We start from the raw sequence: 12,487 nt of genomic DNA on the forward strand, positions 1-12,487 counted from the left end.
CCGCAGGCCGAGTACCGCGACTGACTAGTCGAGGAGACATCGATGGCAACGAAGCGGCGTGCGAGTGCCGTTCTGGCACTGTTAATGACAAGTGTTGTCGTCCTCGCCGGGTGTTCCGGCGGCGGCGAAGAGGCAGCCCCTCAGAGCGAGCTGTACAAGGACCCGGTGACCCTGACCTGGTGGCACAACGCCTCACAGGACGGGCCCGGCAAGACCTACTGGGAGAAGGTCGCCAAGGACTTCTCCGCGCTCCACCCCACCGTCAAGATCGAGATCGAGGCGATCGAGACGAACCAGCTCCAGCGCACCCGGCTCCCTGCCGCGCTGCTGAGCAGCGACCCGCCGGACATCTTCCAGGCCTGGGGCGGCGGCGAGATGAGCGAGCAGGTGGAGGCCGACTACCTCAAGGAGATCACCGACCAGACCAAGACCGAGGTCGGCGACATCGGCAGCGCCGCGGAGATCTGGCAGGTCAAGGGCAAGCAGTACGGTCTGCCGTTCCGGATGGGCATCGAGGGCATCTGGTACAACAAGGAAATGTTCGCCAAGGCGGGCATCGCGGCTCCGCCGACCACCTTCGAGGAGCTCAACACCGCTGTCACCAAGCTCAAGGCGATCAACGTCATTCCGATCGCCGTGGGTGCCGGTGACAAGTGGCCGGCCGCGCACTGGTGGTACAACATGGCGCTGCGCGCCTGCTCGGTCGACGCCCTGAAGAAGGCCTCCGCGGAGAAGAACTTCGACGATCCGTGCTTCGTGAAGGCCGGCCAGGACCTGAAGGCGTTCATCGACACCAAGCCGTTCCAGCCCAACTTCATCGCCACGCCGGGCCAGAACGACCCGACCAGCGCCAACGGCATGCTCGCCAACGGCAAGGCCGCGATGGAGCTCATGGGTGACTGGAACCGCGGCACCCTGGACACCGTCACCACGGACAAGGCGAAGCTCGCGTCGTTCCTCGGCTGGTTCCCGGTGCCGGCGATCTCCGGTTCCCCGGGTGACCCGAAGGCGGCTCTCGGCGGTGGCGACGGGTTCTCCTGCGCCAAGAACGCCCCGCCGGAGTGCGTCGAGTTCCTCAAGTACATCGTGAGCCCTGAGGTGCAGAAGGGCTACGCCGAGACCGGCACTGGCCTGCCTGTCGCTAAGGGCGCGGCGGACGCCGTGAAGGATCCCGCGTTGAAGTCCATTCTGGAGGCCACCTCCGGGGCGAGCTACGTCCAGCTCTGGCTGGACACGGCTTACGGCAGCACCGTCGGCAACGCGATGAACGACGCGATCGTCGCCATCTTCGCCGGCAACGGGACGCCTGAGAAGGTCGTCTCGGCAATGAAGGCGGCCGCAAGCAAGTGACCTCCGCCAACCAGATCCGTATGCCCGCCGGCGGCGCTTCCGCGTCGCCGGCGGGCCCCCACAAGGCCGGGCGCGAGTCCGCCCGCCGAGCCGACAACCGCCGCAAGTGGTACGAGATCATCGGGCTCACCACGCCGGCCGTTCTGATCTACGTGATGTTCGTGCTGGTGCCGATGGGCTTCGCGGTCTACTACAGCCTTTTCCGGTGGCGCGGGGTCGGCCCTCCCACCGAGTTCGTCGGTCTGCGGAACTACACCCTCGCCTTCCAGGACCCGATCTTCCTCGACGCGTTGCGCAACAACGCGATCATCGTGTTCGGGTCGCTGCTGATCCAGGGCCCGATCGCCCTGGGCGTCGCCCTGCTGCTCAACCGTCGCTTCCGTGGGCGGGCCGTGTTCCGCCTGCTGGTGTTCGTGCCGTACGTGCTGGCCGAGGTCACCGTCGGCATCATGTGGAAGCTGCTGCTGACCGGCGACGGCACTGTCGACGCGCTGCTGCGGTCGCTGGGAATGGGCGGCCTGGTGCAAGCCTGGCTGGCGGACCTGGATGTGGTCATCTGGACCCTGCTGGCCATCCTCACCTGGAAATACGTCGGCTTCGCCATCATCCTGCTCCTCGCCGGGCTGTCCAATGTGCCCGACGAGCTGACCGAGGCGGCGGCCATCGACGGCGCGAGCTGGTGGCAGATCCAACGGCACGTCACGATCCCGCTGCTCGGCCCGACGATCCGGATCTGGATGTTCCTGTCCATGATCGGCTCGCTGCAGATCTTCGACATGATCTGGGTGACCTCGGTGCCCGCGGTGCGGTCCCTCGGCGCGTCGGCCACCATGGCGACATACATGGTGGACAACGGGTTCTTCGCCCGGCTGTGGGGCTACGGCAACGCTGTGGCGGTAATCCTGTTCGTCATCTCCTTCGTGGCGGCGCTGCTGTTCCAGCGGTTCCTGCTTCGCCGCGACATCGAGGGCGCCATCACCGGAAGGGCGAAGTGACGATGGCCGTGAACTCGGTTCTCCCCCCGTCCACCGGACGCCGTCAGGTTTCCTGGGGCACGCCGCTCACCTACGCGCTCGCCCTCGCGATCGCTGCGGTGTCGATCGCCCCGGTCATCTACGTGGTCATCGGCGGTTTCCGCACCACCCCGCAGATCGTCGCGGACCCGGCCGGCCTGCCCGACCCGTTCGTCTGGGACAACTACGCCAGGGTGCTGACCCAGAGCAACTTCTGGCAACAGGCATTCAACAGCGCGGTCATCGCCCTGGGAACCACGCTGGCCGTGGTCGTACTCGGACTGGCCGCCGCGTTCGTGCTCGCCCGCTACAGCTTCCGCGGGCGGGAAGGGCTCTACACCTTCTTCACCCTCGGTCTGCTGTTTCCGGCCGGGGCGGCGATCCTGCCGCTCTACCTCATGCTGCGTGACCTGAACCTGATCAACTCCTACTACGCGGTGATCCTGCCGCAGGTCGCCTTCTCACTGCCACTGACGATCGTGATCCTGCGTCCCTTCCTCTCGGCCATCCCGAGAGAGTTGGAAGACGCCGCCGCCATCGATGGTGCGAGTCGGCTCGGCTTCCTCTGGCGCGTCGCGATGCCGCTGTCGCGGCCCGCGCTCGTCACCGTTGGCGTCCTGGCGTTCGTGGCGAGCTGGAACTCGTTCCTGCTGCCGCTGCTCGTCCTCAGCGATGTCAACCTGCACACCCTGCCGCTGGGCGTGCAGAACTTCTCCAGCCAGTACACCACCGACACGGCAGGCGTACTCGCCTTCACCTCGCTGGCGATGCTGCCGGCACTGCTCTTCTTCACGCTCGCGGAGAAGCAGATCGTCGGTGGTCTGCAGGGCGCGGTCAAGGGCTGAGCGGCAGCGGTACGAGCACAACCACAGGAAGGCACAGCATGACTGAGGTCCACGCGGTGGTGGGCGGGCCGGCACCGGCTCAGGCAGGTCCGGAGCACGGACGACCGGACGGGCATGACGGCGAGGCCCGCGTGCGCGATCTCCTCGGCCGGATGACGATCGAGGAGAAGATCGCCCAGCTCGTCGGCTTCTGGGAGAAGGTGGACGGCGAGGCGGTCGCACCGTTGCAGGGGGAGTTCGCCGACGCCTTCAAGCTCGAAGACTTCTCCCGGCACGGGCTCGGTCACCTCACCCGCGCCTACGGCACCCGCCCGTTGGACGCGGCGCAACGCGCGTCCTGGTTGTGGAAGTTCCAGCGTGACCTGGTCACCGGCACCCGGCTCGGCATCCCGGCTATCGTCCACGAGGAGTGCCTCACCGGGCTGTCCGCGTGGAAGGCGGCCACGTTCCCCACCCCGCTGGCCTGGGGTGCCGCGTTCGACCCCGACCTGGTCACCGAGATGGCCGCGGCGATCGGCGCCTCGATGCGTGCCCTGGGCGTGCACCAGGGGCTCTCTCCGGTGCTCGACGTGATCCGTGACCCCCGCTGGGGTCGGGTCGACGAGTGCATCGCCGAAGACCCGTACCTGGTCGGCACCATCGGCACCTCGTACGTGCGCGGTCTGCAGTCGCAGGGGGTGCACGCCACCCTCAAGCACTTCGCCGGCTACTCCGCCTCGCGCGCCGGGCGCAACTTCGCCCCGGTGCATGTCGGCCGTCGGGAACTGGCCGACGTGCTGCTCCTTCCGTTCGAGATGGCGATCATCGACGGGGACGCCCGCAGCGTCATGCACTCGTACACCGAGATCGACGGGGTGCCGGTCGCCGCCGACCCGACGATGCTGACCGGCATCCTGCGCGACCAGTGGGGCTTCGACGGCACTGTGGTGGCCGACTACTACGGGGTCGCGTTCCTGAACCTGCTGCACCACGTGGCGAGCGATCACGCGGACGCGGCCGGGCAGGCGTTGACCGCCGGTCTCGACGTCGAACTGCCGACCGGCGACGCCTATCTGACCCTGGGGGAGTCGGTGCGGGCGGGCAAGCTCGACGAGGCGCTGATTGACCGCGCGGTGCTGCGGGTGCTGCGCCAGAAGCAGGACCTGGGGCTGCTCGACGCGACATTCACCGACGAGCCGCCCGAGGCGATCGACCTCGACTCGCCCGAGCACCGGTCGATCGCCCGCCGGCTCGCCGAGGAATCGATCGTGCTGGTCGCCAACCGGGACGCGCTGCCGCTGCCCGCCGGGCGACGGGTGGCCCTCATCGGCCCGAACGCCGACCGGCAGAGCGCGCTCTTCGGGTGCTACTCGTTCCTCAACCACGTCCTCGTCCAGCACGCCGGGGTGGAGACCGGCATCGAGGTGCCGACCGTGCTCGACGCCGTGCGGGCTGAGCTCGGCGGCGATCTCGTCTCCTGGGCACGCGGCTGCGACGTGGACGACGACGACCGATCCGGCTTCGACGAGGCCGTTGCCACGGCCTCCGGCGCCGACGTGGCCGTCCTGGTCGTCGGCGACCACGCCGGCCTCTTCGGACGTGGCACTGTCGGCGAAGGCTGCGACCGGGACGACCTGGAATTGCCCGGCGTCCAGCGTGAACTGGTCGAGGCGGTGTTGGCAACCGGCACACCGGTCGTCCTCGTGCTGGTCACCGGCCGGCCGTACGCGGTCGGCTGGGCGCTCTCGCGCTGCGCGGCGGTGGTGCAGGCGTTCTTCCCGGGCGAGGAGGGCGCGGGGGCGATCGCGGGGGTGCTCTCCGGGCGGGTCAACCCGTCGGGCCGGCTGCCGGTCAGCCTGCCCCGATCGGCCGGCGCGCAGCCGTACTCCTACCTGCACCCCACCCTCGGTGCGGGCAACGAGGTGACGAACCTGCCGGCGACGCCCGTGGCGCCGTTCGGCCACGGCCTGTCCTACACGACATTCGCGTACAGCGAACTCACAGTGCCCAGCACGGCGCCCACCAGCGGGGCGGTAGCGGTGACAGTGCGGGTGACGAACACCGGCGCGGTCGCCGGCGACGACGTGGTCCAGCTCTACGGTCGCGACGTGGTCGCCTCGGTGACCCGGCCGGTGGCGCAGCTGCTCGGCTACCGGCGAGTCCATCTGGAACCGGGCCAGTCCGTCACGGTCGAGCTGACGGTGCCCACCACCCGCCTGGCCTTCTCCGACCGCACCTTCACCCGCGTCGTGGAGCCCGGCGACGTCGAGCTGTGGGTCGGCACCAGCGCGCGGCGGGACTCCCAGGCGGTGACCACGCTGGTCGGTGACACCGTCCCGGTCACCAACACCTCCCCACGCTGGACCACCACCGACATCCGCTGAGAGCCGGTCCGCCGTCATTCCTCGCGGACTTGTCGGCGGACCGGCCCCACTCGTGTGCCCCAGCGGAGATGTGCACACCTAGGCGTCGCGTCGGTGGAAGGTGTAAGCGGCGAGGGCCAGGGCACCGAGGGTCCAGCCGACCGTTGCGGCGGCGCCACGGGAGGGGTCGAGGGCCGCGGTGTCCGGCAGGTAGGCAGCGCTGGTGGCGGACCAGGTGCGGATCAACGGTCCCGCGATGAAGTACAGACCGAGCAACAGGATCACGGCGAGCACCGAGCGGCGGACGACGCTGGCGAACGCCGCCCCGAGCAGTGTGGTGAGCGTCAGGTACGCGGCTGCGGTCGGCGTCCACGTGGCCTTGCCGGCCGGCAACGCACTGGTGGCCGCCGTTGTGGCGGCGACCGGAAGCGTGACCACGGCCAGCGTGAGGGCCTTCACCGCCTGTAGAGGCAGCCGCCGGGGCGACGCGAGCAGTGTGGTGCGGATCTGGCCGCCGTCCTCGTACTCGGATGCGGCCGCCAGCACGCCGAGCACCAGGAAGCCGGCCTGGGTGTAGGCGAGTGGTGCCAGGGCGGCGTTGTCGCCGAGTGGCTCGCCGCGAGACTCGGCCACTCTGTACGCACAGGTCAGCGCCAGGTGGGCGGTCCAGGTCAGCAGTACGGTCAGGCGCAGCGACGGCAGGGTCAGCAGTTTGCGTAGTTCCGCGCGGGCGGTGTTCACACGTCCCGCCGGTGAAACAGGACCGCGCCGACCGCGAGCAACGCCACGACCCACGCGGTCATCACCAGCCCGGCGGTCAGCGGAGAGATCTGAACGGGGAAGTCCGCGGTGCGGAGGAACATCCGCGCCCCGACGATGTCCGGCAGGTAGGCGGCGAGGTCGGTGACCTTCGTCAGCAGGTACGACACCGAGACGACAGTGTTGTTGATGATCAGCAGTGTCAGCGGCACTATCCCGTTGCGAGTGATCAGCGTGATCGCGTAGGCGAGTAGTGCGGTCAGCGTCCAGTAGAGGATCGCGCCGGCGACTCGGGCCGCGGCGGGCGTCGGTGCGTGGTCGCCATGCAGCACTCGGGCGAGGCTGAGTGCGGCGGCAGCGGTGACCGCCGCCTGTGCCGCGACGACAAGCACCAGTGCGGTGGTCTTCGCGGTGAGCAGACGCCGTCGGTCGGGGACGGCGGTGAGCGTCGTGGTGAGCTGGCGGGCGCCGGGGCTGTCCGGTCCGGTGGACGTGTATTCGCTGCTCACCACGATCACACCGAGGATCATCGGACCGATAAGACCGAAACCCAGGTCGCGTAGGCCCAGGTCGGACGTGTCGGTAACGGTGCCCGCGGCGATCGCACGGCGGGTGTACGGCGCGTTCAGCAGGACGATCAGGGGTGCCGCCAGGGTGCCCAGCACCAGGCCGACCCAGGCCGTGGGCAGGCCGAACAACTTACGCAGCTCGGCGCGAACAAGGCTCACCATGATCCACCTGTTCCGGTGGCGGTCAGCGCCAGGAAGGCGTCTTCGAGCGTGCGATGACCGCCGGTGACGTCGGCGAGCCCGCCCTGGATCACGACCCGTCCCTTGTCGATCACGATGACGTCGTCGGCGATCTCGGCCAGTTCCCCCATCAGGTGGCTGGAGAGCAGGACGGTTCGGCCCTCCGCCGCGCTGTCCTTGAGAAACTCGCGGACCCAGCGGATCCCGGCCGGGTCGAGGCCGTTGACCGGTTCGTCCAGGACCAGCACCTCTGGGTCGCCGAGCAGGGCGGTGGCGAGCCCGAGCCGGCGGCTCATCCCGAGAGAGAAACGGCCGGCACGCTTGCGCGCGGCATCGGCCAGGCCCACGATTTCAAGGACCTCGTCGGCGCGTGAATCGGGCAGCCCGTTGCTGGCGGCCACCCACCGCAGGTGGGCGCGGGCCTGGCGGGCCCGGTGCGCGCCACTGCCGTCGAGCAGCGCGCCGACAGTTGTCAGCGGGTGGTCCAGCTTCCGGTACGGACGCCCGCAGATCAGTGCGGTGCCGCTCTGTGGGCGGTCCAGGCCGAGCAGGATACGGAGCGTGGACGTCTTGCCGGCTCCGTTCGGCCCGAGGAAGCCGGTGACCCGGCCGGGCCGGGCCTCGAAGCTGACGTCGTACAGGATCTGCGTCCTGCTCTTGGTCTTGCTGACGCGATCGATCGTGATCATGCGTCGAGTCAACCGGCCTGTCGGCGCTCGTACATCCGACCGTTCTCGGATTTCGACGGCCGGGTCGGTCCACGGACCCTCAGACCCTGGTCTGAGATCTACAGTCGGGGTGGTGAACGCCCATCCGCGCCCCTCCGGGCAGTCCAGGGCCGTGCCGGTTGTTGTCGCGGTGACCAGCGTGCTGGTGATGGCCATGTGTACGGTCGGCGCGCGGGGCCCCCTCGCGGTCGTTCTGCCGTCGCTGACAGTCGGCGGCGCTGTCGCGGCAGCGGTGTGGGCGGTGCGGCGCTCACGCACCGACCGGACCGCCTACGAGTCCCGGTTGACCGCCTGGGCGGCGTCCGAGGCGGTGCTCGCCGAACGCCTGCGGATCGCCCGCGACCTGCACGACATCGTCTCGCACGGATTGGGTCTGATCACGGTCCGCGCGGCGGCCACCCGGCACCTACCCAAGCCTGCCGAGGTGGAGGCGGCGCTCACCGACATCGAGGACGCGAGCCGGCATGCGACGGCCGAGTTGCGCCGCATGCTCACAGTCCTCCGTGAGCCGTCGGCCGCCAGCCGCCGTGCTCCGGTGGACAACCTCGACGACTTACCCGGCATCGTGCACGGGGCGTCGCTCGCGGGGCTTCGGACACGGCTGACGGTCGAACCGCTCGGTTCGGTATCGCAGGGTGTACAGGTCGCCGTCTGCAAGACCGTCCGGGAGGCGCTCAGCAACGCGGCACGGTACGCGGGCCCGACAGACGTGCGGGTGCGGGTGTCTCGGGACGGAACGTACGTGGTGACCACGGTTGCGGACGCCGGCCCGCAAGGTGACGGGTGGCTGGCGACACCCGGCGCCGGGCACGGGTTGGCCGGGTTGCGGGAACGGATCGGCAGTCTCGGCGGCACCCTGTCCGCGGAGCACGTCGGCCAGGGCTTCCGCGTCACCGCGCGGATTCGGGACGGGGCAGCGTGAGCGACATCCGGGTGCTGCTGGTGGACGACCAGGCGCTTCTCCGACACAGCCTCGCCATGATTATCAACAACGAGCCGGACCTGACCGTCGTCGGTGAGGCCGGCGATGGAGCACACGCCGTGGCGCACGCGCGGACCACCCGCCCCGACGTCATCCTGATGGACGTACGGATGCCGCACCTCGACGGCCTCAAGGCCACCCGCCGCATCTGTGCCGACCCCGCGCTGTCCGCCGCCCGCGTCCTGGTTCTGAGCATGTTCGAACTCGACGAGTACGTGTACGAGGCGCTGCACGCCGGCGCGTCCGGCTTCCTGCTGAAGGACTCCCGCCCGGAGGAGCTGATCGAGGCGATCCGCCGGACCCACCGAGGTGAATCGCTGTTCGCGCCGTCGATCCTCACCCGGCTCGTGGCGCACTACGTCGCGGCGCCGTACCCGGACCGGCCGACGCCGCGGCTGCGGGGGCTGACCGGCCGGGAGGTCGAGGTGCTGACACTGATCGGCGGCGGCCTGTCGAACGACGAGATCGCAACTGCCCTGGTGATCTCCGTGAAGACGGTGAAGACGCACATCACGCACCTGTTGGCGAAGCTGGCCGTACGAGATCGGGCACAGCTGGTGATCGCGGCTTTCGACGCAGGGCTGGTGCGGCCGCGTCACTGAGACCAAGCAGCGCGGTCTGCGTCGATCGTTCGCTGTCTCCGCCGATACCTATTCGTGCTCCCGATCGTGGTGCGGCCCGAGTTGGCTGATCTCGTACCCGTGGGGGTAGCTCTTGGCCGTTATCCCGTCGGCGAACAACGCGGTCGTCAGTGGTGCCCCGAACAACCGCTGCAACCGTGAGCGCGTCCGCAAGGCCAGGTGCAACCCCGCCCGGACCGGCCAGGCCGGCGTGTCGACCCGCGTTGCGCGCCGCAGCGGCGCGTCGTACAGGGCGCTGACCAGCGCGTTTCCCAGTGGAGCGAGCGTCCGGGGGATCCGGGTGAGCATCAGCATGCGGGTGGCGCGTTCGATGGCCGCCGCGTCGTCGTTGGGTTGCAGGTGAGCTGCGTCGTACGCGTCGAACCAGACCTCGAACTCGTCGTACGACCCGGGGATGTCGGTGATGCCCATTCGTCGGCCGAGTTCCCGATAGAACAGGTACGTGGCGTGACGTTCGTGGCAGCAGGGTGGGCGCCAGCCGTACTCCTGCAACCACCGGGTGGGGATCACGACCAGGCAGCCGAGGACGTAGCGGAAGTCGTCGTTGCTGATGTCGTACGGGCGGTGGATCTGGTTGACGCGCCGCAACGCGTCGCGGCCCCGAGGCTGGTCGAAGCCGTTGAGCACCATCTCGTACATCAGCAGACCGGTGTCGTCGATCCGCTTCTGGGTGCGTTCGGTCAGCTCGCCCGTGGCGGTGTGCAGGGTGGCGATGGCGGGGATGGAGAACGAACGGTTGAAGGCGAGGTTGAGCCCGAGCTTCATGTCCCACGGAAACTCGTAGCGCAGCATGGTCTGGTAGATGGCCAGGTAGTCGCGTTCCGGGTCGAGAGCACGGGTGCGGGTCAGGTTGTCGTAGCGGCCTCTCATCGGCGGACCTCCGGGGCCTGGCCACCCAACCAGGTGACGGTGGTCAGCCGGGCGCCGAGTAACCGGCGTGCCCGGGCGACCTGACGCGCGTTCGCGTTGACCAGCACGGGCTGCTCGGCGGCGCAGAGGACGGGCAGATCCGACAGCGAGTCGCTGTAGGCCACCCGCCACGGTGGCGTCACTCCCTGGCCGGCGAGCTGCGCCATCTTGGTCGCCCCGTGGTTGTGCACGATCAGCCTCGGCCCGCGAATGCGCGAGGCCACGAGCTCGACCCGGGCGAGGCCGATCGCGTCGAGCACCGCGCGCGCCAGGGTGTGCTCGCACGCGGTCACGACGATGACCCGGTCGCCGGCGGCGAGGTGGGTACGGATCATCCGCAGACCGGGCGCTATGATCCGCCCTGGCTCCGCACCGAGGCCCGCGCCGAAACGTTCCAGCTCTGCCCGCAACTCGTCCGCGTTCCGGCCCAACAAGCCGATTCGGCTCACCCACCGCCCCGCCCAGGGACGGAAGGCGGGAATGGTGACGATGGGCGCGAGGAGAACGAGCGCGGCGACGGCGAGCGGCAGCCGGGCACCCGCGAAAGCAGTGCGTCGCAGGAACAGCCCGAAAGCGTCCCCGCGCAGCAGTACACCGTCGAAATCGAAGATCACGGTGTCTGGGGTCGACGCCCTCATCGGTCTACCGACCCTGGTGCCACGGGCGGTTCGCCATGAGGCCAGTGTACGGGTGGCCGGGTGGGTCAGGTCGGTCCGGGAGGCGTTGCGCCGGGCCCGACGGGAGACCTTCCTGCCGCCGCGCTGGTAGTGGTCGGACGGTGGTGTTCATCGCCGCGACCGCCGGCTAGCGCGCCGCCTCGTCGGGCTACGACGGAAGCGGCGCGTCATCCAGCCGTCGGTCAGTACGGATATCCGGGGACGTTCAGTCGCACGCTGTACAGCCCGGAGTCGCCCCACCGGCCCGACGTGACGAAGAGGGTCTGCCGGTCGGGGCCGCCGAACGCCACATTGGTCGTGCCGGAGTTGCCGGAGCGGATCGTGCCGAGCTGGGTGCCCGTGGGGGAGTAGACGTGGACCAGGGAATCCGCGCCCGAGGTCCAGTACACGTTGCCGGCGCAGTCGATCGTGCCGCCGTCCGGGCCGCCGATGTAGTTCACGAAGACGCTGCGTGCGCCGATGCTGCCGTCGGGCTGGACCGCGTACTTGTAGATCTTGTTCTCGGAGTAGGCGCCCACGTACAGAGCGGTCCCGTCCGGCGAGAGCGAGATGCCGTTGGGTTGGCGCAACCGGTCGTCGACCAGCGAGACCTGCCCGTTGGAGACACGGAAGACGCTGGTACGCCCGCTCATCTGGTCGGGGCGGTTGCCGCGCTGGAAGTTGGGGTCGGTGAAGTAGACGACGCCGTCGGAGCGGACCGCGACGTCGTTCGGTGAGTTGAACGCCCGGCCCTGGTAGTTCGGCGCGACGGTGCTGCGGGCCCGGTCGCTCAACCGGTACGCGGACACGCTCCGTTGGTCGTGGGTGGCCGCGACGAGCTGCTGGCCGTCGGCGCTGAGTGCCAGGCCGTTGCTGCCGGCGTCGGCGATGAACGTGTCGAAGCTCGCTGGCGGGGTGAACCGGCGGATCGTCGACGGCTGGACGTTGTACGGCCCGGTGCCGGCGGTCATGTCGGACATCAGCAGGTAGCCGCCATCGGCGATCCAGACCGGCCCTTCGAGGAACGTGAACCCACCCTGGATTCGCGGGGCAGTAACGGTGCTGGCTGGCAGCGGCGGGCCGTAACTGGCCCCCGTCGGGCAGGCCCCGGGCGGTGCGCCGGGCGGACCGGCGAGCGCGGCGTGAGCGCTGACATGCGCAGCGTCGGCGGCAGCACCGGCGGGCAACGGGGTGGCGCTGACCGCGAGGCACAGACCGGCCAGTGCGGCAATGGTTGGACGCCAGGTCATCGAATACTCCAATCGGCGTCGAGGGTTGCGATGGCCGGCGTGCGAGGTCGGTGGCTGGCACGGCGTGAGGGCGGGCCGTCGATGTGGGCATTCGGGAGCCTAAGTTATGAACTGGCAACCCGCAGCAGTCTTTCGCCGTTGATTCCGAGACGGATCGGGGATCGCACACAAAGACGCTGGTCAATGCTAAAAAGCCTCCGAAATTCCTTCCGGTACGACCACAGTGGACAGATCAGTGGTGACCCTGGGCGTCGGCCGGAGGC

The 12,487-nt window shown here is 69.3% G+C and carries 12 protein-coding genes; 6 read left to right on the forward strand and 6 right to left on the reverse strand.

Annotated elements, in window-relative coordinates:
- Positions 1 to 42 precede the first annotated feature (42 nt).
- From ACIA47_RS17945 to ACIA47_RS17960, 4 genes are read left to right on the forward strand one after another with little or no spacing between them, the layout of a single operon-like run.
- Positions 43 to 1,350 carry an extracellular solute-binding protein gene (locus tag ACIA47_RS17945; RefSeq protein WP_203116090.1) on the forward strand — a complete coding sequence of 436 codons (1,308 nt, stop codon included), beginning with the start codon at positions 43 to 45 and terminating at the stop codon, positions 1,348 to 1,350.
- On the forward strand, positions 1,347 to 2,345 hold the full coding sequence (locus ACIA47_RS17950; protein WP_396709167.1) for a carbohydrate ABC transporter permease: 999 nt from the start codon (positions 1,347 to 1,349) through the stop codon (positions 2,343 to 2,345). Before ACIA47_RS17945 ends, ACIA47_RS17950 begins: the two co-directional genes overlap by 4 nt.
- Positions 2,342 to 3,208, forward strand: a complete 867-nt coding sequence (locus ACIA47_RS17955; RefSeq protein WP_091407036.1) for a carbohydrate ABC transporter permease — start codon at positions 2,342 to 2,344, stop codon at positions 3,206 to 3,208. Before ACIA47_RS17950 ends, ACIA47_RS17955 begins: the two co-directional genes overlap by 4 nt.
- 38 nt (positions 3,209 to 3,246) lie before the next feature.
- Entirely contained in the window at positions 3,247 to 5,571 is a 2,325-nt protein-coding gene (locus tag ACIA47_RS17960; RefSeq protein ID WP_396709170.1) for a glycoside hydrolase family 3 N-terminal domain-containing protein, read from the forward strand.
- Positions 5,572 to 5,649: 78 nt separating this feature from the next.
- Here the strand turns inward: ACIA47_RS17960 and ACIA47_RS17965 are convergent, their stop codons facing one another.
- From ACIA47_RS17965 to ACIA47_RS17975, 3 genes are read right to left on the reverse strand one after another with little or no spacing between them, the layout of a single operon-like run.
- Positions 5,650 to 6,291 (reverse strand): hypothetical protein, encoded by a 642-nt coding sequence (locus ACIA47_RS17965; protein ID WP_396709172.1) that lies wholly within the window; start codon positions 6,289 to 6,291, stop codon positions 5,650 to 5,652.
- Positions 6,288 to 7,040: a hypothetical protein gene (locus ACIA47_RS17970; protein WP_396709174.1), complete on the reverse strand. Its 753-nt coding sequence runs from the start codon at positions 7,038 to 7,040 to the stop codon at positions 6,288 to 6,290. Before ACIA47_RS17970 ends, ACIA47_RS17965 begins: the two co-directional genes overlap by 4 nt.
- Positions 7,034 to 7,747, reverse strand: a complete 714-nt coding sequence (locus ACIA47_RS17975; RefSeq protein WP_396709176.1) for an ABC transporter ATP-binding protein — start codon at positions 7,745 to 7,747, stop codon at positions 7,034 to 7,036. Before ACIA47_RS17975 ends, ACIA47_RS17970 begins: the two co-directional genes overlap by 7 nt.
- A 112-nt stretch (positions 7,748 to 7,859) precedes the next feature.
- On the opposite strand from ACIA47_RS17975, the gene ACIA47_RS17980 reads away from it, so the two are divergent.
- Both ACIA47_RS17980 and ACIA47_RS17985 read left to right on the forward strand, forming a co-directional pair.
- The gene (locus ACIA47_RS17980; protein WP_396709178.1) at positions 7,860 to 8,708 is read left to right on the forward strand and encodes a sensor histidine kinase; all 849 of its coding nucleotides are present in this window, start codon (positions 7,860 to 7,862) and stop codon (positions 8,706 to 8,708) included.
- Positions 8,705 to 9,370, forward strand: a complete 666-nt coding sequence (locus ACIA47_RS17985) for a response regulator (protein ID WP_396709180.1) — start codon at positions 8,705 to 8,707, stop codon at positions 9,368 to 9,370. Before ACIA47_RS17980 ends, ACIA47_RS17985 begins: the two co-directional genes overlap by 4 nt.
- A 48-nt stretch (positions 9,371 to 9,418) precedes the next feature.
- Here the strand turns inward: ACIA47_RS17985 and ACIA47_RS17990 are convergent, their stop codons facing one another.
- The 3 genes from ACIA47_RS17990 to ACIA47_RS18000 form a co-directional block, all read right to left on the reverse strand.
- Complete coding sequence (locus ACIA47_RS17990; RefSeq protein WP_396709182.1) at positions 9,419 to 10,279, reverse strand: oxygenase MpaB family protein; 861 nt, start codon at positions 10,277 to 10,279, stop codon at positions 9,419 to 9,421.
- Entirely contained in the window at positions 10,276 to 10,956 is a 681-nt protein-coding gene (locus ACIA47_RS17995) for a haloacid dehalogenase-like hydrolase (protein ID WP_396709184.1), read from the reverse strand. Before ACIA47_RS17995 ends, ACIA47_RS17990 begins: the two co-directional genes overlap by 4 nt.
- A gap of 221 nt (positions 10,957 to 11,177) precedes the next feature.
- Positions 11,178 to 12,224 carry an SMP-30/gluconolactonase/LRE family protein gene (locus tag ACIA47_RS18000; protein ID WP_396709186.1) on the reverse strand — a complete coding sequence of 349 codons (1,047 nt, stop codon included), beginning with the start codon at positions 12,222 to 12,224 and terminating at the stop codon, positions 11,178 to 11,180.
- Between the last annotated feature and the right edge of the window lie 263 nt (positions 12,225 to 12,487).

This window comes from Micromonospora sp. NPDC051227 (genome assembly GCF_044455385.1).
Lineage (GTDB): Bacteria > Actinomycetota > Actinomycetes > Mycobacteriales > Micromonosporaceae > Micromonospora.